The organism is Telluria sp. ZB4P37 (genome assembly GCF_059685855.1).
In genome coordinates, this window is the sequence record NZ_JCASID010000010.1 from 17,526 (window position 1) to 37,117 (window position 19,592).

Annotated in this window: 19 protein-coding genes; 7 read left to right on the forward strand and 12 right to left on the reverse strand. The window is 64.8% G+C overall.

Features of this window, described 5'->3' with window-relative positions:
• Window positions 1-3 precede the first annotated feature (3 nt).
• From AC56K1_RS15810 to mltG, 6 genes are all read right to left on the reverse strand, one after another.
• On the reverse strand, window positions 4-786 hold the full coding sequence (locus tag AC56K1_RS15810) for a TatD family hydrolase (RefSeq protein ID WP_497158754.1): 783 nt from the start codon (window positions 784-786) through the stop codon (window positions 4-6).
• A gap of 238 nt (window positions 787-1,024) precedes the next feature.
• Window positions 1,025-1,543, reverse strand: a complete 519-nt coding sequence (locus AC56K1_RS15815) for a GNAT family N-acetyltransferase (RefSeq protein ID WP_497158755.1) — start codon at window positions 1,541-1,543, stop codon at window positions 1,025-1,027.
• Window positions 1,544-1,605: 62 nt separating this feature from the next.
• Complete coding sequence (locus AC56K1_RS15820) at window positions 1,606-1,983, reverse strand: PilZ domain-containing protein (RefSeq protein ID WP_497158756.1); 378 nt, start codon at window positions 1,981-1,983, stop codon at window positions 1,606-1,608.
• 10 nt (window positions 1,984-1,993) lie between these two features.
• Window positions 1,994-3,019 (reverse strand): DNA polymerase III subunit delta', encoded by a 1,026-nt coding sequence (locus AC56K1_RS15825; RefSeq protein ID WP_497158757.1) that lies wholly within the window; start codon window positions 3,017-3,019, stop codon window positions 1,994-1,996.
• The gene (tmk, locus tag AC56K1_RS15830) at window positions 3,016-3,642 is read right to left on the reverse strand and encodes a dTMP kinase (RefSeq protein ID WP_497158758.1); all 627 of its coding nucleotides are present in this window, start codon (window positions 3,640-3,642) and stop codon (window positions 3,016-3,018) included. The genes AC56K1_RS15825 and tmk overlap by 4 nt, the downstream gene beginning before the upstream one ends.
• Window positions 3,639-4,637, reverse strand: coding sequence for an endolytic transglycosylase MltG (mltG, locus tag AC56K1_RS15835; protein ID WP_497158759.1), 999 nt, complete (start codon window positions 4,635-4,637; stop codon window positions 3,639-3,641). The genes tmk and mltG overlap by 4 nt, the downstream gene beginning before the upstream one ends.
• A gap of 113 nt (window positions 4,638-4,750) precedes the next feature.
• Between mltG and ygfZ the strand changes: the two genes are divergently transcribed.
• The 3 genes from ygfZ to AC56K1_RS15850 are packed head-to-tail and all read left to right on the forward strand — an operon-like array spanning window position 4,751 to window position 6,851.
• Window positions 4,751-5,809: a CAF17-like 4Fe-4S cluster assembly/insertion protein YgfZ gene (ygfZ, locus tag AC56K1_RS15840; protein WP_497158760.1), complete on the forward strand. Its 1,059-nt coding sequence runs from the start codon at window positions 4,751-4,753 to the stop codon at window positions 5,807-5,809.
• Between the two features lie 2 nt (window positions 5,810-5,811).
• A complete protein-coding gene (locus AC56K1_RS15845; RefSeq protein WP_497158761.1) occupies window positions 5,812-6,099 on the forward strand; it encodes a DUF4936 family protein in 288 nt (95 codons plus the stop codon).
• The gene (locus tag AC56K1_RS15850; RefSeq protein ID WP_497158762.1) at window positions 6,090-6,851 is read left to right on the forward strand and encodes an NRDE family protein; all 762 of its coding nucleotides are present in this window, start codon (window positions 6,090-6,092) and stop codon (window positions 6,849-6,851) included. Before AC56K1_RS15845 ends, AC56K1_RS15850 begins: the two co-directional genes overlap by 10 nt.
• 206 nt (window positions 6,852-7,057) lie before the next feature.
• Here the strand turns inward: AC56K1_RS15850 and AC56K1_RS15855 are convergent, their stop codons facing one another.
• The 3 genes from AC56K1_RS15855 to AC56K1_RS15865 form a co-directional block, all read right to left on the reverse strand.
• On the reverse strand, window positions 7,058-7,966 hold the full coding sequence (locus AC56K1_RS15855) for an SDR family oxidoreductase (protein ID WP_497158763.1): 909 nt from the start codon (window positions 7,964-7,966) through the stop codon (window positions 7,058-7,060).
• A 41-nt stretch (window positions 7,967-8,007) separates the two neighbouring features.
• Window positions 8,008-8,790 carry an SDR family oxidoreductase gene (locus tag AC56K1_RS15860; RefSeq protein ID WP_497158764.1) on the reverse strand — a complete coding sequence of 261 codons (783 nt, stop codon included), beginning with the start codon at window positions 8,788-8,790 and terminating at the stop codon, window positions 8,008-8,010.
• 148 nt (window positions 8,791-8,938) lie between these two features.
• The gene (locus AC56K1_RS15865; RefSeq protein ID WP_497158765.1) at window positions 8,939-9,241 is read right to left on the reverse strand and encodes a Dabb family protein; all 303 of its coding nucleotides are present in this window, start codon (window positions 9,239-9,241) and stop codon (window positions 8,939-8,941) included.
• Window positions 9,242-9,529: 288 nt separating this feature from the next.
• Here AC56K1_RS15865 and AC56K1_RS15870 point away from each other — a divergent pair, with 288 nt between their 5' ends.
• Window positions 9,530-11,230: an MFS transporter gene (locus AC56K1_RS15870; protein WP_497158766.1), complete on the forward strand. Its 1,701-nt coding sequence runs from the start codon at window positions 9,530-9,532 to the stop codon at window positions 11,228-11,230.
• Between the two features lie 209 nt (window positions 11,231-11,439).
• On the opposite strand, the gene AC56K1_RS15875 is transcribed toward AC56K1_RS15870, so the two are convergent.
• Entirely contained in the window at window positions 11,440-13,527 is a 2,088-nt protein-coding gene (locus AC56K1_RS15875; protein WP_497158767.1) for a 3-hydroxyacyl-CoA dehydrogenase NAD-binding domain-containing protein, read from the reverse strand.
• A gap of 120 nt (window positions 13,528-13,647) precedes the next feature.
• On the opposite strand from AC56K1_RS15875, the gene AC56K1_RS15880 reads away from it, so the two are divergent.
• Window positions 13,648-14,391 (forward strand): hypothetical protein, encoded by a 744-nt coding sequence (locus AC56K1_RS15880; protein WP_497158768.1) that lies wholly within the window; start codon window positions 13,648-13,650, stop codon window positions 14,389-14,391.
• 70 nt (window positions 14,392-14,461) lie between these two features.
• Here the strand turns inward: AC56K1_RS15880 and AC56K1_RS15885 are convergent, their stop codons facing one another.
• Both AC56K1_RS15885 and AC56K1_RS15890 read right to left on the reverse strand, forming a co-directional pair.
• Window positions 14,462-15,781 carry an amidohydrolase gene (locus tag AC56K1_RS15885; protein ID WP_497158769.1) on the reverse strand — a complete coding sequence of 440 codons (1,320 nt, stop codon included), beginning with the start codon at window positions 15,779-15,781 and terminating at the stop codon, window positions 14,462-14,464.
• A gap of 19 nt (window positions 15,782-15,800) precedes the next feature.
• Complete coding sequence (locus AC56K1_RS15890) at window positions 15,801-17,453, reverse strand: 3-(methylthio)propionyl-CoA ligase (protein ID WP_497158770.1); 1,653 nt, start codon at window positions 17,451-17,453, stop codon at window positions 15,801-15,803.
• Between the two features lie 236 nt (window positions 17,454-17,689).
• Between AC56K1_RS15890 and AC56K1_RS15895 the strand changes: the two genes are divergently transcribed.
• Window positions 17,690-19,156: a protein adenylyltransferase SelO gene (locus tag AC56K1_RS15895; RefSeq protein WP_497158889.1), complete on the forward strand. Its 1,467-nt coding sequence runs from the start codon at window positions 17,690-17,692 to the stop codon at window positions 19,154-19,156.
• A 40-nt stretch (window positions 19,157-19,196) separates the two neighbouring features.
• Window positions 19,197-19,592 (forward strand): peptide-methionine (R)-S-oxide reductase MsrB, encoded by a 396-nt coding sequence (gene msrB, locus AC56K1_RS15900; protein ID WP_497158771.1) that lies wholly within the window; start codon window positions 19,197-19,199, stop codon window positions 19,590-19,592.

Consider the following 19,592-nt stretch of genomic DNA (forward strand, 5'->3'; position numbering starts at 1 on the left):
CGCTCAGGCCTGTGCGGTGCTGAACAGCTTGAAGAAATTCTCGCTGGTCTGGGCCGCGACCTCGCGCAGCGACACGCCTTTGAGTGTGGCGATGTATTCGCCGACGTGGGCGACATAGCCCGGCTCGTTCATGCGGCCCCGGAACGGCACCGGCGCCAGGTAGGGCGAATCGGTTTCGATCAGCATGCGCTCGAGCGGCACGGCCTTGGCTACCTCTTGCAATTGCTTGGCGCTCTTGAAGGTCACGATGCCCGAAAACGAGATATAGAAGCCCTGCTCCATGGCCGCTTGCGCCACTTCCAGCGATTCGGTGAAGCAGTGCATGACGCCGGCGACGCCCCCTGCGTCAAGGCCCGCACCCTCTTCCTTCATGATGCGGATGGTGTCTGCACTGGCCGCGCGAGTGTGGATGATCAGGGGCTTGCGCGTCTCGCGCGAGGCGCGGATATGGGTGCGGAAGCGCTCGCGCTGCCATTCCAGGTCGCCCTCGAGGCGGTAGTAATCCAGGCCGGTCTCGCCAATGGCGATGATCTTCGGATGGTTCGCCAGCTCGACCAGCTGCTCCACGGTCGGTTCCGGCGTGTCTTCGTAGTCAGGGTGGACGCCGACCGAGGCGTAGATATGCGGATACTGCTCGGCCAGCGCGAGCACCTGGGGAAAGTCCGGCAGGTCGACCGAGACGCACAGCGCATGCGTGACCTTGTTCTCGGCCATCTTGGCCAGGATCTCGGGCATGCGGACGCTCAGTTCCGGGAAATTGATGTGGCAGTGGGAATCGATGAACATGGCGGTATTGTAACCGGAGGGGCGTGTGGGTACAGCGAACGCACCCGTCACAACCACCATCCTGAACCAGCCCACCGCCCTCAAGAGCGTCACGCCGGCGAAGGCGCGGAAAATGCCATTGGCATTCTTTGCCCCAAGTTTGCGTGCGGTGGTGCCAGCGCAGCCGCGGGCGGGATGCCACCAACTGGAACCCCGGCCTGCGCCGGGATGACGGATCATGTGGTAACGGTAAAGAGCGCTATGCGACCCGCTTGCCCAGGATGATCAAATCCCGCTCGATCCCATCCAGGTTCGCCACGCGCGGGAAATGCGCCCACTTTTCAAAACCATACTTGCCGAACAAAGCCAGACTGGGCGCGTTGTGGCCAAAGATAAAGCCCAGCAGCGTGTGCACGTTCACGTTCGGCGCAAAGGCGATCGCCTGCTCCAGGCAATAACGTCCGATCCCCTTGCCGCGTGCGCTTTCCGCGATATAGATCGACAGCTCGGCCGTGCCCGAATACGCCGGGCGGCCGTAGAAGTTGGAATAGGACAGCCAGCCCAGCACTTCCGGCTGCGGGCGCCCGTCGTCGGCCGCCTGGATCACCCACAGCGGCCGGCGTTCCGGCGTATGGTCGGCAAACCACGCCTCGCGCGACTGCACGGTGACCGGTTCGGTGTCGGCCGTGACTTCGCGCGAGGCGACGGTGGAATTATAGATGTCGACGATGAGCGGCAGGTCGTCGCGGGTGGCCAGGCGGTGGACGTAGGACGGCATAGGGAAGGCAATGAAAGATAAGCGCGGCTAATCCACTCTTGAATAAGATTAGCGCAGGTTAATTACAGGGTATGGGTGGCGCGTGCCGAGCGCAGCGCGGCGCCAAGGATCTCTTCGATGCGGCTCCTGGCGCGCTGGCCGGCTTCGTCATCCGGGAAATGCACGCCGATGCCCTGCGCCTTGTTGTTGTTCGCGCCCGCCGGGGTGATCCAGGCCACCTTGCCGGCGATCGGGTATCTGTTGGGGTCGTCCATCAGCGACAGGATCAGGTAGATCTCGTCGCCGATCTTGTAGGGCTTGTTGGTCGGCACGAACATGCCGCCATGTTTCAGGAAAGGCATGTAGGCGGCATACAAGGCCGCTTTTTCCTTGATCGCCAGCGACAGCACGGACGGCCGCGGTGCCTGCGGGGCGTTCGGCTCTGGGGGCGTGGCGGTCATCGATATCCTTTCATGCGCAGCATGAAGTGTACTCAAGCAACATATCTTCGACAAATAGTTTTGCCGACAAGGGATGGTCGGCCACCGCGCGGCGCTCAATGGCCGACTTGATTGCACGGTTCAAGTTGGCAGTGTGCACCCGCCCGGCCAGGCCCGCAAGTTGCTTCTCATAGCGCGGATAATAGCGGACCTTGCCCGCGAGTTTCACCGACATCAGGTCGTAGAGCCAGCGCTGCTGCCAGGCCACCAACTGCGCCAGCGGCGACTTCGACAGCTTCTCGGCGGCGCGCAGGGCCCCATCGACCGCCGGGTTGGCCAGGAACTGCAGCAACGCATCCAGGTCGTCGCGGCTGCCGCCTTCGGCTTCGTTCAATGCCGCCAGCGGCGCCCCGCCCTGCTCGCGCAGCCAGCTGTCCGCCTCAAGCAACCCTTGCGCCGACAGCCAGGCCAGCGCTTCCCCATGCGAGGGCATCGGCAGCGCAAACTTGCGGCAGCGCGACAGGATGGTCGGCAGCAGGCGGTCCAGGCTGTTCGAGGCCAGCAGGAAGACCGTGCCCGGCGGCGGCTCTTCCAGGGTTTTCAGCAGCGCGTTCGAGGCCGGCATGTTCAGGCTTTCTGCCGGGTACAACACCACCACGCGCAGGCCCTGGCGGTGGGTGGAAATGTTCATGAAATCGGACAGCGCGCGGATCTGCTCGATCTTGATTTCTTTCGAGGGAGCCTTGGCCGATTTCGATTTACTGGCCGGCTCGGCCCCGTCCTCGCTCTCGCCTGGCGGTTCGTCTTCCAGCGCTTCCGGCCGCACGCGGCGGTAATCCGGGTGGTTGTTCTGGACGAACCAGCCGCAGGACGCGCAGGCTTCGCAGGCGTGGCCGTCCGGGCGCACGTTCTCGCACAGCAGCGACTGCGCGAAGGTTTCCAGGAAATCGGCCTTGCCCACGCCCGCCGGGCCGTGGAACAGGATCGCGTGCGGCAGGCGCGCGCGCATTGCCTGCAGGCGGGTCCAGGCATCACCCTGCCATGGATAAATCTTCACAACAATTTCTCCAACACTTCCGCCAGACGCAGTTGGATGTCCCCGATCGTCCCGGTCGAATCGACCACCACGATGCGTCCAGGGAACTGGGCCGCGCGGCGCAGGTATTCGTTACGGCATTTCTGGAAGAAGTCGGCCTGCTCGCGCTCGAACTTGTCGAGGGTGCGGGTGGCGTCCAGCCGCTCCCGCGCCACCTCTAGAGGCACGTCGAACAGCAGGGTCAGGTCCGGCTGCAGGTGGGGATGGACCCAGGCTTCCAGCGCTTCCATCTTGGCGCGGTCCAGGCCGCGCCCGCCGCTCTGGTAGGCGAAGCTGGCGTCGGTGAAGCGGTCCGACAGCACCCAGTTGCCCTGGGCCAGGTTGGGTTCGATGACCTGCGCCACGTGCTCGCGGCGGCTGGCGAACATCAGCAGCGCCTCGGTTTCCAGGTGCATCTTCTGGTGCAGCAGCAGTTCGCGCAGCTTTTCACCGAGCGGCGTGCCGCCCGGCTCGCGCGAGGAGACCACGGTCTTGCCGCGCGCGTCCAGGTACTCGGCGACGAAGCCGATATGGGTCGACTTGCCGGCGCCGTCGATGCCCTCAAAAGTGATGAATTTGCCTTTTTCAGTACCGCCTTGCGTCATTGGTTGATCCGCCGCTGATACTGGTTCACGGCCCGGTTATGGTCGTTCAGGTTGTCCGAGAACTGGCTGGTGCCGTCGCCGCGCGAGACAAAGTACAGGGCCTCGGTCTTGGCCGGCGACAGCGCCGCGGACAGCGACTGCACGCCCGGCAGCGAAATCGGCGTCGGCGGCAGGCCCGAGCGCGTATAGGTATTGTAGGGGGTATCGGTTTCCAGGTCCTTCTTGCGGATCTGGCCGGCGAAGCGCTCGCCCATGCCGTAGATCACGGTCGGATCGGTCTGCAGCAGCATGCCGGTGCGCAGGCGGTTGACGAACACGCCGGCGATCATGGTGCGCTCGCTCTTCTGCCCGGTTTCCTTCTCGATGATCGAGGCCATCACCAGCGCCTCGTAGGGGTTCTTGTACGGCAGGCTCTTGTCGCGTCCTTCCCATGCCGCCTTCAGGTGGCTCAGCATGGCCTGGTGCGACTTTTTGTAGATATCCAGTTCCGACGAGCCCTTGGCGAACAAATAGGTGTCCGGGAAGAACAGGCCTTCGGGCGAAGTGTAGTCCTTGGAGATCTTTTCCATCAGCTCCTCGTCGGTCAGCTTGACGGTGTCGTGCTTCAGGCGCGCATGCGCAGCCAGGGCGGCGCGCATCTGGCGGAAGGTCCAGCCTTCGATGATGGTGACGGCTTCCTGCGCGAATTCGCCGCGCACCAGCTGGGACAGCAGGCGCCGTGGCGAGGTGTCCGGCTTGAGCTCGTAGCTGCCGGCCTTGATCTTGCCGGCCTGGCCCGTGATCCGCGCCAGGATGTTGAACAGGTGGCGGTTGACCGGCACGCCGGCGCTCGCCATCTGCTGGGCGGCTGCCCCCACGCTGCTACCCGGGTTGATCGAGAATTCGATGACCGGCGGACTCGTGGTCAGGGGGCTCTTGGCCCACCACGAGAATCCGGCGGCCGCGGCCACCGAAGCGATGGCGCCGGTGACCAGGAGTTTTTTAATGAATGCCATGTGTTTTTGTTTGGGTTTCTGCCGGGGGGTTCGTCCCCTCCGGCGCGATTTTGCCGACATCTTTATAATGAGCCCGTAATGATAAAGCCTAATTGCTAATACTAACTGGATTTATGCCTAACTGGACAGACACACTTGCCTCGCTCGGCGCCCGTTTCCATGTCGACGATGCCACGAGTATTGACGATTTCGGCCGCCCGCTGGCCGTAGCCGAACTGACCGAAGGATTCGTGGCCCCGGTCACCGACCTCGGCATCATCGCCGTGGAAGGCCTCGATGCCGCCAGTTTCCTCCACAACCAGCTGACCAACGACGTCGAGCATCTCGGCCAATCCGAAGCCCGCCTGGCCGGCTATTGCACCCCGAAGGGCCGCCTGCAGGCCACCTTCCTGTACTGGCGCAATAGCGAGGCCGTGTACCTGCAGCTGCCGCGCGCGATCCAGGCGCCGCTGCAAAAGCGCCTGTCGATGTTCGTGTTGCGCGCCAAGGCCAAGCTGCGCGACGCCACCGGCGAGCCCCGGTTTGCAGCCGTGCTCGGGCTGGGCGGCGCCAGGGCCGAAGCGCTCCTGGGCCGCTTCGTCGCGATGCTGCCGGATGCACCGGGCGGCAAGGTCGACGGCGCGTTCGGCACCGTGATCCGCCTGGCCAACGCCTTCGGCGCCCCGCGTTACGTCTGGCTGGCAAACGAAGACGCGGCCACGTCCGCCCTGCCCGTGCTCGCCGGCGGACTCGCCCTGGGCGGCAACCAGGCCTGGCAACTCGCGGCGATCCACGCCGGGGTGCCCCAGATTACCGCGGCCACGCAGGAGCAGTTCGTCCCGCAGATGGTCAACCTCGAGCTGCTGGGCGGCGTCAATTTCAAGAAAGGCTGCTACCCTGGCCAGGAAATCGTCGCGCGCAGCCAGTATCTCGGCAAACTGAAACGCCGCACGGCGCTGGCCACGGTCGAGAACGCGGCGGCGCGCGCCGGCGACGAAGTCTATTCGATGGACGACCCGGGCCAGCCTTGCGGCATGGTGGTTAACGCGGCCGCGAATGGCCTGGGCGGCGCGGATGTGCTGGTCGAGATGAAGCTTGGCGCGCTGGGCGAGGACGTGCGCATCGGTGCGGCCGGCGGCCCGGCCCTGCGTTTCGAGCAGATGCCCTACCACCTCGACGCGCTCGACATCTAGCGATGATCGACCTGTACGTCTATTACAAGGTGCGCGTGATGGATGCCGCGCTCCTGGCGCCGCGCGTGCGCGCCATGCAGGTCCGGCTTGCGGCGGGCGGTGCGGCAAGCCAGCTCAAGCATCGGCCGGAAACCCGCGACGGCTTGCAGACCTGGATGGAAGTCTATCCCGGCGCACCCGACGGCTTCGACAGCGTGGTGGAAGCAGCCGCACGCGACGCCGGCCTCGACATGTACATCCAGGGCCCGCGCCGGTCCGAGATTTTTATGGACTTGCCCCCATGTGCCTGATCGTTTTTGCCTGGCACGTGATGCCGGGCGTGCCCGTCATCGCCGCGGCCAACCGCGATGAATTCTACGACCGTCCGGCCACCCCGGCCGCCCCCTGGCCAAAGCACCCGCACGTGATCGCGGGGCGCGATTTGCAGGGCGGCGGCAGCTGGATGGGGATCACGACGACCGGGCCGAACGGCCCGAAATTCGCCGCCCTGACCAATATTCGCGGTCCGCGGGAACGGCGCGAGAATGCGCCCACGCGCGGCGACCTGGTGGCCGGATACCTGGCCGGCTCGCTCGATGCCGAGGACTACCTGGAGCAGATCATCGCCCGCGGCGACGTCTATAACGGCTACAACCTGGTGCTGGGCGACCGCGACGCGCTCTACTGGTATTCGAACCGGGGCGGAGACGATCCGCGCAACGGCAAGCCGCTCGAACAGGGCCGCATCTACGGCATCTCCAACGGCCTGCTGGACGCGCCCTGGCCCAAGGTGCTGCGCACCAAGGCGCAGTTCGCCAGCCTGCTGTGCCAGGGCGCGCCGGAAGACGCCTATTTCGAGATGCTTGCCGATACCACCCGCGCGCCCGACCTGCGCCTGCCGGAAACCGGCATGCCGATCGAGGTCGAGCGCATGCTCTCGCCGGTGTGCATCGAGTCGCCGGGTTACGGCACCCGCACCTCGACCGTGGTCAAGCTGTACCGGGAGGGGGAGCCGGAGCTGCACGAGCGCGTCGTGCAGCCGGAGGGGCAGGAAGCGGTGTAAGCAGGGCGACGCTCAACGCCGTCCCTCGGTCCCCGCCGTCAACGCGCATCCCGCTTTCAACGTGCATCGCCTTCGTTGCCAGCGCGTGAATGTCTTCCCCGCACAGGCGGGGATGCAATTTGCTTGCTTTGATGTGACGCCCGCAAGATTGGGCCCCGCCTTCGCGGGGGCGACGGGGAGGTGCCAACCGGTTTGACCGGCTCGGTTCAACGTCGTCCCTTGATCCCCGCCGTTAACATTTCCCGCACCTGGGGCGTCGCCGCGTACGGATCGGCCGGCGTCTTCCCCTGCACGATCGCGTCGAACCGCTCGGCCGCCGCCCCCAATGCCTGCGGGTGCGAATAAATATAAAACTGGCCGTCGCGAATCGCCTCGAAGGTGATCCGCGCGACATCCTGCGCCGTCACCCTGCCCGATTCCAGCGCTTTTTCGGTGACCATCTGCGCAGCCGCCTGGCTGGCGGTGCGGTGCAGGTGGCAGGCCAGTTCATGCGGGCGGTTACGCTCGGAATGCGCGATCCCGGTCGGTACGAAGTAAGGGCATAGCACCGAGGCCTTGATCGGCGCGTCGACCAGCTGCAGGTCGTGGTAGAGGGTCTCGGAGAGCGCCACCACGGCATGCTTGGACACGTTGTAGACGCCCATCGCCGGCGGCGTGAGCAGCCCTGCCATCGAGGCCGTGTTGACGATATGCCCCTGGTAGTCGCCGTCGCGCTGCGCGCACTCGAGCATCACGCGGGTGAACGCGCGCACCCCATGGATCACGCCCCACAGGTTCACGCCCAGCACCCATTCCCAGTCTTCGACCGAATTTTCCCAAATCAGGCCGCCGGCGCCGACCCCGGCGTTATTGAAGACCAGGTGCACCGCGCCGAAGCGGGCGATGGCCGAATCGGCCAGCTCCTGCACGTGCGAGCCCTTGCTGACGTCGCACACCATCGACAGCACCTCGGCGCCCTGCGCCAGCAACTCTTCGGTAGCGTGCTCGAGGGCCTTGGCCTGGACGTCTGCCAGCACCAGTTTCATGCCCAGGCCGGCGGCCGTGTTGGCGAACTCGCGCCCGAGGCCGCTCGCGCCGCCGGTGATGACGGCGACCTTGCCGCGAAAATCCTTCATGCTGCTTCTCCCCGTGTTAAGCGACCATGCACCGCTCGTGGTCAGACCGCCGAGACGCCGCCGTCGACCGCCAGCGTCTGCCCGGTGATATGCTTGCCCGCATCGGAAGCGAACAGCACCACCGCGCCCTTCAGGTCCTCGTCGTCGCCCAGGCGGTTCAGCGGCGCGTCCTTGGCCAGGTTCTCGGCCCCGAACGCCGCGAGCACGCCCTTGGTCATCTTCGACGGGAAGAAGCCCGGCGCGATCGAATTCACCGTGATCCCGTAGCGGCCCCATTCGCCGGCAAGCGCGCGCGTGAAGTTCACGACCGCGCCTTTTGAGGTGTTGTAGGCGATGGTCTGCATGGTGCCCGGCGGGTTGCCGGCCAGGCCGGCGATCGACGAGATACTGATGATACGCCCGTAAGCGCGCGGGATCATGGACAGTTTGGCGACCGCCTGGGTGACCAGGAAAATACTGCGCACGTTCAGGTTCATCACCTTGTCCCAGGCTTCGAGCGGATAATCTTCCGCCGGGGCGCCCCAGCTGGCGCCGGCATTGTTGACCAGGATGTCGACGTGGCCGAGTTTGGCAATGGCTTGAACCGCAAAGGCGTGCGCCTGGGCTTCGTCGGACAGGTCTGCCGCGATGCTGCAGGCGTCGATCCCGCGCGCCTGCAAGTGGGCCACGGCTTCGTCGAGTTCTTCCTGCTTGCGCGAGGACACCAGCACGCGTGCGCCCTGTTCGCCCAGCGCTTCTGCCATCTGCAGGCCGAGGCCGCGCGAGCCGCCGGTGACGATGGCGGTTTTGTTTTTTAACGAGAACAGTTCCTGGGTGGTGCGCATGGCGTTGTCTCCGTGTGTTTTTGTTGTGGTTCTGCTGGTGCGTACTTCGGATGGGAAATTGGGTAAAAACCGTCATTCCCGCCACTGGCAGGAATGACTCCCGGCGAAGGCCGGGATCCAATTTTGCCAGCCTACAACTACCGCCCGCTCAAACCTCATAATCCATGCACTGCCGCCCTTCGCGAATCGCCCCGATGAACGGCACCAGCGCCTTGTGCGTCGGGTGGTTCGCATACGCCTCGAGCGCCGCGCGGTCGGTAAATTCCGAGTACAGCACGATGTCGTAAGTCGCTTCCAGTCCCGTCTGCGCGATCGTGACCTCGAAGGTCAGCATTCCCGGCACGATGTTCGCGCATTCATCCAGACGGCGCTTCATTTCGCGCGCATTGGCGGCGCGGTCGGCGCCTTCTGCCTCGTCCTTCAATTTCCACATCACGATATGCTTGATCATTCCTGCTCCTGTTTCATGATTGCCGGGCCCGGGTCTGGGCCAAACGAGAATAGCATAATCAAGTACGGTCGTTCGCAAGCTGAACGACTGAAAATATTGCGCATTGCACCACGCTTTTCCCAGGCGTAAACCCGCATCGCCACGCTGCGCGACGCCTACCCTGTAGCTCATCGGTAAGCTTCGTGTAAGTTTGAAGACAGCACCGTGTAAGGATACCGGCACACACTCCGCTCAAGCTGACAAACCATCAGCCTTTCCGACGACACTAAAACCTAAACGGAGACACCCATGGCAATTACACCCGGCATGACCGCGGGAGGAAAAGCGGCAGCTTCCTCCAGGGGACTGACCAAGGAAGAGAAAAAAGTGATTTTCGCTTCCTCGCTCGGCACGGTATTCGAGTGGTACGACTTCTACCTGTACGGCTCGCTTGCCACCATCATCGCCAAGCAGTTCTTCATCGGCGACCCAACCACCACCTTCATCTTTGCCCTGATGGCCTTCGCCGCCGGCTTCATCGTGCGCCCCTTCGGCGCGCTGGTGTTCGGCCGCCTCGGCGACATGATCGGCCGCAAGTACACCTTCCTGGTCACCATCCTGATCATGGGCGCCTCGACCTTCCTGGTCGGCCTGCTGCCGAGCCATGCGACGATCGGCGTCGCTGCGCCGATCATCCTGGTGAGCCTGCGCATCCTGCAGGGCCTGGCCCTGGGCGGCGAATACGGCGGCGCAGCCACCTACGTGGCCGAGCATGCCCCTGAAGGCAAGCGCGGCCTGTTCACCTCCTACATCCAGACCACCGCGACGATCGGCCTGTTCCTGTCGCTGATGGTGATCCTGGGCACCCGTACCGCGATGGGTGAAGACGAGTTCCAGGCCTGGGGCTGGCGCATTCCGTTCCTGCTCTCGGTGATCCTGCTGGGCGTGTCGGTCTGGATCCGGATGTCGATGGCCGAGTCGCCTGCCTTCGCCAAGATGAAAGCCGAGGGCAGGACCTCGAAAGCCCCGCTGTCGGAGGCATTCCTGAAGCCGAAGAACGCCAAGGTCGCCTTCCTGGCGCTGGCAGGCCTGACCATGGGCCAGGCGGTGGTCTGGTACACCGGCCAGTTCTATGCGCTGTTCTTCCTGACCAAGACCCTGAAGATCGACGAGCCGCTCGCCAACATCCTGATCGCCATCTCGCTGGCCCTGGCCACGCCTTTCTTCATCTTCTTCGGCTCGCTGTCGGACCGCATCGGCCGCAAGTGGATCATCCTGGGCGGCTGCCTGATCGCCGCGGCGACCTATTTCCCGATCTTCAAGGCCATCACCCACTACGGCAACCCGGCGCTGGAACGCGCGATCCAGACCGCTCCGGTGAAGGTCATGGCCGACCCGGCAACCTGCCACTTCCAGGTAGACCCGACCGGCACCAAGAAATTCCCGTCTTCGTGCGACATCGCCACCCGCATGCTGACTGCCGCCTCGGTGAGCTACAACATCGAGGCAGCGCCTGCCGGCACCGTAGCCTCGATCAAGATCGGCGAAACCGCCTTCCCATCGTTCAACGCGGTCATGACGCCGGATAACCTGAATTTCGACGCCGACTCGAAAGCCAGGGAAACCGCGTATAAAAAGGACGTGACCGGCGCACTGAAGGCGGCGGGCTACCCGGAGAAGGCCGACACCGCGGCGATCAACAAGCCAATGGTCGTCCTGCTGCTGTTCATCCTGGTGCTCTACGTGACCATGGTTTACGGCCCGATCGCGGCCATGCTGGTCGAGATGTTCCCGACCCGCATCCGCTACACCTCGATGTCCCTGCCCTACCACATCGGTAACGGCTGGTTCGGCGGCATGCTGCCGACCGTCACCTTCGCCCTGGTGGCGTTCAAGGGCGACATCTACTACGGCCTGTGGTACCCGATCATCATTGCGCTGGCCACGGTCGTGATCGGCGGCCTGTTCGTCCGGGAGACGAAGGACAACGACATTTACGCCGCTGACTAAGGTCTGCTAACCGCCGATTAGTCCGGCGGCAAAAAGGGGAATGCGGGCAGGATTGCCGCATTCCCCTTTTTTTATCGATTGCCGATAGCCGTAGGGTGGGCAAGTTTCTTACCCGAGCAGTGATAGGCTGGATTCGCACAGCCGCAAGGGCATCATCGCCATGATGCGACCGCGTGGGCGGGAAGACCCGCCCACCTTACAAATGCGCATCAGCCGTTGAAGCCCTTGCCCTCGGCCGCACGCTGCCCGAGCAGCGGCGCCGGCTTCCACGCCTCGCCATGGCGCCCTGCGGCGTACTTGCGCACGGCCTCGAGCACCTTCGGCAAGCCGACCGCGTCGGCATAGAACATCGGGCCGCCGCGGTGCAGCGGGAAGCCGTAGCCGGTCAGGTAGACCATGTCGATGTCCGATGCCCGCAAGGCGATGCCCTCTTCCAGGATCCTGGCGCCTTCATTTACCAGGGCGTACACCAGGCGCTCGACGATCTCGGCATCGTCAATCGCGCGGCGCGCCAGGCCAAGGTCCTGCGAATGCTGCACGATCATGTCGTTCACCAGCGCCGACGGATAAGCCTTGCGATCGCCCGCCTGGTAGTCGTACCAGCCGGCGCCGGTCTTTTGCCCGAAGCGGCCCTGCTCGCACAGCAGGTCGGCGGTTGTCGAATAGGCGATCTGCGGCGATTCGACCGCGCGGCGCTTGCGGATATACCAGCCGACGTCATTGCCCGCCAGGTCGCTCATGCGGAACGGTCCCATCGCGAAGCCAAACTTTTCGATGGCGGCATCCACCTGCTGCGGCAGCGCGCCTTCGTCGAGCAGGAAGTAAGCCTGGCGCAGGTATTGTTCCAGCATGCGGTTGCCGATGAAGCCGTCGCACACGCCCGAGACCACCCCGGTCTTCCTGATCTTTTTCGAGAGCGCAAGCGCGGTGGCCAGCACGTCCTTGCCGGTCTGCTGGCCGCGCACGATTTCCAGCAGCTTCATGACGTTGGCCGGGCTGAAGAAATGCAGGCCGATCACGTCCTGCGGGCGTGTCGTGAAGGCCGCGATGCGGTCCAGGTCGAGCGTCGAGGTGTTCGAGGCCAGGATCGCGCCCGGCTTCATGGTCGCGTCCAGCTGCTTGAAGACCGATTCCTTCACGCCCATGTCCTCGAACACGGCTTCGATCACGATGTCGGCCTGGGCGATGCCGGCATGGTCCAGCGTGCCCGTGATCAGCCCCAGGCGCTGCTCGGCGTTTTCCTGGGTCAGCTTGCCCTTCTTGACCGTGTTCCCGTAGTTCTTGCGGATCGTGGCCAGGCCCTTGTCCAGGGCGTCCTGCTTCGTCTCGAGGATCGTCACCGGGATGCCGGCGTTCGCGAAATTCATGGCGATGCCGCCGCCCATGGTGCCGGCGCCGATCACGGCGGCGCGCGCAATAGTCCGCACCGGCGTGTCGGATGGCACGTCCGGCACCTTGCTGGCGGCGCGCTCGGCCATGAAGGCGTGGCGCTGGGCTTTCGATTCGGGCGTCTGCATCAGGTGCAGGAAACGCTCGCGCTCGAATTTCAGGCCGTCTTCAAACGGCATGGTGATCGAGGCGGCGACTGTGTCGACGCATTCGATCGGCGCCGGGAAGGGGCCGGCCAGGGCCTTGACCGATTCGCGCGAGGCGGCGATGAAGCCTTCGTGGTTCGGATAGTCGACGCTGCGCTCGCGCACCTTCGGCAGCGGACGCAGGTCCGCGACCTTGTTGGCGAAGCCGATCGCCGCGGCGAGCAGGTCGGTCCCGGCCGGAAAGACCTGGTCGAACAGTGCCGTGCCTGCCAGTTTTTCCGACAGGATCGGCGTGCCCGACACCACCATGTGCAACGCCATTTCCAGGCCGACCAGGCGCGGCATGCGCTGGGTGCCGCCGGCGCCGGGCAGCAAGCCCAGCTTCACTTCCGGCAGCGCGATCTGGGCGCCCGGCAGCGCGACGCGGTAGTTGCAGCCCAGGGCCAGTTCCAGCCCGCCGCCCATGGCGACGCTGTGGATGGCCGCGACCACCGGCTTGCTGCAGTCTTCGACCACGCGGATCAGGGTGTGCAGGGTCGGCTCGGTCAATGCCTTGGGCGAGTTGAATTCGCGGATGTCGGCGCCGCCCGAAAAGGCCTTGCCGGCGCCGGTGAGCACGATCGCCTTGATGGCGGGGTCGCTTTCTGCCCGGCGCATGGCCTCGACGGCGGCAGCGCGCGTCGCCAGGCCGAGGCCGTTGACCGGCGGATTATTCAAGCTGATAACGGCAACGCTGCCCTGGACGGTGTAGTCGGCACTCATGTCTCTTCCATCTCCTTATAAGTAGTACTGGCGATCTTTCAACTATACCTGAAGTAAAAGAACGCTCGTATTATTTTCCCCCATGCCAGAATGGCGCCCTCACGATACTGGAACGACGCCATGGAAAAACTGATCGCGCAACTATACCGTCTTTACCTGATGCCCGAGCTGGCGTCGCCTGAGGCGCTGGCCCAACATTTCCAGGGCCTGCATGCGCTCAGCATCCCACTCGCCTCGCTTGATGACCTGACGCGCGCCATCGTCATCGACTTCCCCAAAGTCCGCGGCGGAGATCCCGAGCAGCATTGGCACAACCTGTGCGGGGTGGCCAACCGGCTGCAGGAGGCCTATGGCTTCCCGTCGCCGGCTGTGAGCATCAATGGCTCAAGCGGTTACCAGCTCTGGCTTTCCTTGCTTGATCCGGTGCCGCTGGGCGACGCGCGCCGCTTCGTGGCGATGCTGCGCGACGCCCATTTCCCCGAGCTGGACTTGCAGGTGGCGGTCGAGGCCGCGCTACCGCCCTGCCTGAATCCCGCCTCTGGCAAATGGGCGGCCTTCATCCACCCCGGCATGGGCGCTTCGTTCGCCGAGGAAGCGGGGCTGGAAATGGCGCCGCCGGTCATGGCGCAGGTTGCCTTCCTGGAGGGTCTGGACAGCATCGGCAAGGCCCAATTCTTCGATGCGCTGGTAGCGATGAAACAGGGGGAAGCGCCGGTGCAGGCGCCGGCGCCCGCAGCGGAACCGGTGCGCACGCTGCCCGACGGCCTGCTGCTCAAGGATGCCGGCCTGGAAGACATCGTGCGCCACCTGCATGCGCTGAACATCGAGCCCACTTTCCGGCACCTGCTGCCAGCCAGCCGCTAGCGCGCGACACCGCGCCTGGAAAGCGCCATTCGGGCGTTGCAAGCGGGTGTCGGCGCGCTGAAGGCAGAAATCAGCGGCGCGGCATCAGGTCCTGCAAGGCCACCACCGTCGATTCGACCCCCATCCGCACCGCCGGCCCGTGCTCGACCTTGAACAGCGGGCTGTGATGGCTCGGCAGGCGCAGCTTGCCGGCCTTGGCGGCGGCAATGGTCTCGGGCGCCGTGCCGCCGACCGTGAAATACACGCTCGGGATATAGGGGGCGGTGACGAATTGCGGGAAGTCTTCCGAGCCCATGCCTTCGCGGAATTCTTCCGCACCGAAGGCGTCCGGCCCCAGCTTGCCGGTCCACGCCGCGCGCAGGCGCCGCACCAGATCGACGTTGTTGAGCACCGGCGGCGCCGGCGTGTCGACCAGCTTAACCTCCGGCAGTTCGTTGTCCGCCATGCCGGCGGCGCGCGCCGTGTGCTCTGCCATGCGCTTGATGCCGTTCAGCAGCAGGTCGCGCGTCTTCGCGCTCTCGCTGCGCACGGTCAGCTGCAGCCTGGCATTGTCGCCGATGATATTGGCCTTGCTGCCGCCATGGAAGGAACCAACCGTGATCAGTCCCGGCTCGCGCGGCCCCAGCTCGCGGCTGACGATGGTTTGCAGGCCCATCACGATCATCGCACCCAGCACGATCGGGTCCTTGCCGCGGTGCGGCTGGGCGCCATGCGCGCCCACGCCCTTGATCAGGATCTCGACGGTATCGGCGCCCGAGTACGGCGACACCTCGGAGGCATGCACCCTGCCGGTCGCCATGTCGGCCTTGACGTGGAAACCCAGCGCGAAATCGGGCTGGCCGAATCGTTTATAGAGGCCATCCTTCATCATCGCCAGCGCACCGCCGATGCGTTCCTCGGCCGGCTGCCCGACCAGCATCAGGGTGCCCGACCACTTGGCGCGATCAAGGGCCATGCGACGCGCCGTGCCGACCAGGCTGGTCATGTGGATGTCGTGGCCGCAGGAATGCGCCACGGGTGTCATGTTGCCTTCCATGTCCTTCTGGGTGACCGTCGAGGCGTTGGGCAGGCCCGACTTTTCCTGCATCGGCAAGCCGTCCATGTCGGCGCGCATCATCACCAAGGGGCCGGGACCGTTCTTCAGGATCGCCACCACCCCGGTGCCGCCGACGCCTTCGGTCACGGTGAAGCCTGCTGCGCGCAGCTCTTTTGCCATGCGCGCCGCGGTTTTCACCTCCAGGAAGGACAGCTCGGGATTGCGGTGGAAGTAGTCGAGCAGCGGCGCAAGATGGGCGTCGTAGTCCTGGGCGACAGCTTTGGACAGTTCGTTCGCATGCAGCGCGCCGGGCAGCAGCGCTGCCGCCAGCAGTAAAGGAAGCAGTTTTTTCATGGTGGGGTCGAGGTCCTGGTCAGGCGGTTGGCAAACGGTGTTCGTGGTAGATGTCGCGCAGCTTGTTCTTCTGGATCTTGCCGGTGCCGCCCATCGGCAGCGCCTCGGCAAACACCACGTCGTCCGGTATCCACCACTTTGCCACTTTTCCATCATAGCTAGCCAGCAGTTCTTCGCGCGTGACCTCCATGCCCGGGCGCGTGACCACCACCAGCAGCGGGCGTTCGACCCATTTCGGGTGCTGCACGCCGATGCAGGCCGCCTGCAGCACGGCCGGGTGGGCCATCGCGATGTTTTCCAGGTCGATGGTCCCGATCCATTCGCCGCCGGATTTGATCACGTCCTTGCTGCGGTCCGTAATCTGCAGGTAGCCGTCCGGGTCGATGGTGGCCACGTCGCCGGTCGGAAACCAGCCCTCCTGCAGCACGTCCCCGCCCTCGCCGCGAAAATAGCCGGACACCACCCACGGCCCCTTCACCAAAAGGTGGCCGTAGGTCGCGCCGTCCCAGGGCAATTCGGTGCCGTCGTCGTCGACGATCTTCATGTCCACGCCATAGATCGCATGGCCCTGCTTGCGCAGCACGGCGCGCTGGGCCTCGAACGGCATGGCCTTGTGCTTGCTGCTCAGGGTGCAGGCGGTGCCGAGCGGCGACATTTCCGTCATGCCCCAGGCATGCACCACTTCCACGCCCAACTGGTCGATCAGGGTATCCATCATGGCCGGCGGGCAGGCCGAGCCGCCGATCACGGTGCGGCGGAAGCTCGAGAAGCGCAAGCCGTTCTGCAGCACGTAGTTGACCAGTCCCAGCCACACGGTCGGCACACCCGCCGAGAAGGTCACGCCCTCGCTCTCGAACAGCTCGTAGAGCGACTTGCCATCCAGTGCCGGCCCCGGGAACACCATCTTGGCGCCGGACAGCGGCACCGAATACGGCAGGCCCCAGGCGTTCACATGGAACATCGGCACCACCGGCAGCACGGTGTCGGCGCTCGAGACGTTCAGCGCGTTGGGCATGCTCGATGCGTAGGCATGCAGCACGGTCGAGCGGTGCGAGTACAGCGCGCCTTTCGGGTTGCCGGTCGTGCCCGAGGTGTAGCACAGGGCTGCCGCCGAGCGCTCGTCGAACTGGGGCCAGGCGTAGTCGCTTGAGGACGTAGCGATCAGGTCCTCGTAGCACAGCAGGGTCGGGATACTGGTTTCGAGCGGCATGTGGGCCCGGTCGCACATGGCGACATAGCCCTTGATGGTCTTGCAGTGGTGCGCCATCTGCTCGATCGCCGGCAGGAAAGTCATGTCGAAGAACAAGTACAGGCCTTCAGCGTGGTTGATGATGTAGGCGATCTGTTCCGGGTGCAGGCGCGGATTGATGGTGTGCAGCACCGCGCCCGAGCCGGACACGGCGTAATACAGCTCCATGTGGCGGTAGCCGTTCCAGGCCAGGGTCGCAACCCGGTCGCCCATGGCCACGCCCAGTCCTTGCAAGGCCTGGGCCATGCGGCGGGCGCGCGCCTCGCAGTCGCGGTAGGTATAGCGGTGCAGGTCGCCTTCCACACGGCGCGAGACGATTTCGCTGCTGCCGTAGTGGCGGGCTGCAAATTCGATAATGCTCGAGACCAGCAGCGGCTGGTCCATCATCTGGCCCATCAAGGGGCTGAGCGGGTAGTCGGTCATGCGGTTTCCCATGGACGAATTGGCAAAATTGGCAAGCTTGCCTCCAGTGTCATCCGGCGCGTTGAATTGAGTCAATGCAAATCTGGTGCGCCGCCCAAAGCCATGCAGGGCGGTTGCGGGATGTAAGCAGGGTGGCTGGGCGCACCGTGCGCCAATCGAATCTGCCCGGTACGGTAGAATCCCTGCCAATAGTGCGAAAAAACGCGCACCTCGACCTTACTTGTACTGGAACTGCCATTACTGCTGACGAACTCCCCTTCCACAACTCGTTTGCCGAGTTGCCACCGGCGTTCTACACCCGGCTGATGCCGACGCCCCTGCCGGCGCCGGCCCTCATTGCGGCGAGCGCGCCCGCAGCCAAGCTGGTCGGGCTCGACCCGCGGGACCTGGCGCGTCCCGATTTCGTCGAAGTCTTTACCGGCAACAAGGTTGCGGTGCGCTCGCAGCCGCTGTCCGCCGTGTATTCGGGACACCAGTTCGGCGTGTGGGCTGGCCAGTTGGGCGACGGCCGTGCGATCACCCTGGGCGACCTCGCCACCGACAACGGCCAGATGGAAATCCAGCTCAAGGGCGCCGGCCTGACGCCCTACTCGCGCATGGGCGACGGCCGCGCCGTGCTGCGCTCCTCGCTGCGCGAATTCCTGTGCTCGGAAGCGATGGCCGCGCTCGGCATCCCGACCACGCGCGCATTGATGGTGACCGGCTCGCACCAGCCCATCATGCGCGAGACGGTCGAGACCGCCGCCGTGGTGACCCGCATGGCGCCGACCTTTGTCCGCTTCGGCTCCTTCGAGCACTGGTACCACCGCGGCAAACAGGATGAACTGCGCGTCCTGGCCGATTACGTGATCAAGAACTGGTATCCGGAGCTGGGCGGCGCCGCCAACCCGTACAAGGAATTGCTGGCGGAGGTCACGCGCCGTACCGCACGGATGATCGCGCTGTGGCAGTCGGTCGGCTTCATGCACGGCGTGATGAATACCGACAATATGTCGATCCTGGGCTTGACCCTCGACTACGGACCCTTCGGCTTCATGGAAGCGTTTGATGCCAACCATATCTGCAACCATACCGACCAGGGCGGACGCTATTCCTATGCCAACCAGGTGCCGGTCGGCCACTGGAACTGCTACGCGCTCGGCAACGCCCTGCTCCCGCTGATCGGCACGCCGGAGGAAGCAGAAGAAGCACTGGACGCCTACCGCCCGGCCTTCGGGGCCAAACTCGACGAGCTGCTGCACGCCAAGCTCGGCCTGCTCGACGCGCTCGAGGGCGACGAAGCGCTGTTTGACGCCATGTTCAAGCTGCTGCAGGCGAACCACGCCGACTTCCCCCTGTTCTTCCGCCGCCTGGGCGAGCTCACACTCGACGGCGACCTGGCGCAGGACGCTCCCTTGCGCGATCTGTTCCTCGACCGCGAATCTTTTGATGCCTGGGCGCTGCAATACCGCGCCCGCCTGCGGCAGGAAAACAGCAGCGACGGGCCGCGCCGCGCCGCCATGCACCGCGCCAATCCGAAATACGTGCTGCGCAACTACCTGGCGCAGACGGCCATCGAACAGGCGCAAAATGGCGACTACAGCGGGGTGCACAAGCTGTTGGCGGTGCTGGAGCGTCCCTTTGACGAGCAGCCGGAGAACGAGGCCTACGCGGCCCTGCCCCCGAGCTGGGCAGCCCATCTTGAAGTAAGCTGCTCATCGTGAGCCGCGCATCCTGACATTTGCAACGAACCGCGAGACCGACATGACCGATAAAGTAAGCAAGACCGATGCGCAGTGGCGCGACCAGCTCGAGCCGATGGAATACCAGGTGACCCGCCAGGCAGCCACCGAGCGCGCCTTCACCGGCAAGTTCTGGGACCACCATGAGCACGGCATATACACCTGCGTGTGCTGCGACACGCCGCTGTTCGAGTCGGACGCCAAGTTCGATTCCGGCTGCGGCTGGCCGAGCTATTTCCGCGCGCTCGACCCGGAAAACGTCATCGAAAAAACCGACCGTACCCACGGCATGGTGCGCACCGAGATCATCTGCGCGGTCTGCGACGCCCACCTCGGCCACGTCTTCCCCGATGGCCCGCCGCCGACCGGCCTGCGCTATTGCATCAACTCCGCATCGCTGCGCTTCGAACCTGCCTGA

Bases quoted from the DNA above. Each gene is read 5' to 3' on its own strand.
- AC56K1_RS15810 (WP_497158754.1), bottom strand. From the start codon at position 786: ATGTTCATCGATTCCCACTGCCACATCAATTTCCCGGAACTGAGCGTC.
- AC56K1_RS15815 (WP_497158755.1), bottom strand. From the start codon at position 1,543: ATGCCGTCCTACGTCCACCGCCTGGCCACCCGCGACGACCTGCCGCTC.
- AC56K1_RS15820 (WP_497158756.1), bottom strand. From the start codon at position 1,983: ATGACCGCCACGCCCCCAGAGCCGAACGCCCCGCAGGCACCGCGGCCG.
- tmk (WP_497158758.1), bottom strand. From the start codon at position 3,642: ATGACGCAAGGCGGTACTGAAAAAGGCAAATTCATCACTTTTGAGGGC.
- mltG (WP_497158759.1), bottom strand. From the start codon at position 4,637: ATGGCATTCATTAAAAAACTCCTGGTCACCGGCGCCATCGCTTCGGTG.
- ygfZ (WP_497158760.1), top strand. From the start codon at position 4,751: ATGCCTAACTGGACAGACACACTTGCCTCGCTCGGCGCCCGTTTCCAT.
- AC56K1_RS15845 (WP_497158761.1), top strand. From the start codon at position 5,812: ATGATCGACCTGTACGTCTATTACAAGGTGCGCGTGATGGATGCCGCG.
- AC56K1_RS15850 (WP_497158762.1), top strand. From the start codon at position 6,090: ATGTGCCTGATCGTTTTTGCCTGGCACGTGATGCCGGGCGTGCCCGTC.
- AC56K1_RS15855 (WP_497158763.1), bottom strand. From the start codon at position 7,966: ATGAAGGATTTTCGCGGCAAGGTCGCCGTCATCACCGGCGGCGCGAGC.
- AC56K1_RS15860 (WP_497158764.1), bottom strand. From the start codon at position 8,790: ATGCGCACCACCCAGGAACTGTTCTCGTTAAAAAACAAAACCGCCATC.
- AC56K1_RS15865 (WP_497158765.1), bottom strand. From the start codon at position 9,241: ATGATCAAGCATATCGTGATGTGGAAATTGAAGGACGAGGCAGAAGGC.
- AC56K1_RS15870 (WP_497158766.1), top strand. From the start codon at position 9,530: ATGGCAATTACACCCGGCATGACCGCGGGAGGAAAAGCGGCAGCTTCC.
- AC56K1_RS15875 (WP_497158767.1), bottom strand. From the start codon at position 13,527: ATGAGTGCCGACTACACCGTCCAGGGCAGCGTTGCCGTTATCAGCTTG.
- AC56K1_RS15880 (WP_497158768.1), top strand. From the start codon at position 13,648: ATGGAAAAACTGATCGCGCAACTATACCGTCTTTACCTGATGCCCGAG.
- AC56K1_RS15885 (WP_497158769.1), bottom strand. From the start codon at position 15,781: ATGAAAAAACTGCTTCCTTTACTGCTGGCGGCAGCGCTGCTGCCCGGC.
- AC56K1_RS15890 (WP_497158770.1), bottom strand. From the start codon at position 17,453: ATGACCGACTACCCGCTCAGCCCCTTGATGGGCCAGATGATGGACCAG.
- msrB (WP_497158771.1), top strand. From the start codon at position 19,197: ATGACCGATAAAGTAAGCAAGACCGATGCGCAGTGGCGCGACCAGCTC.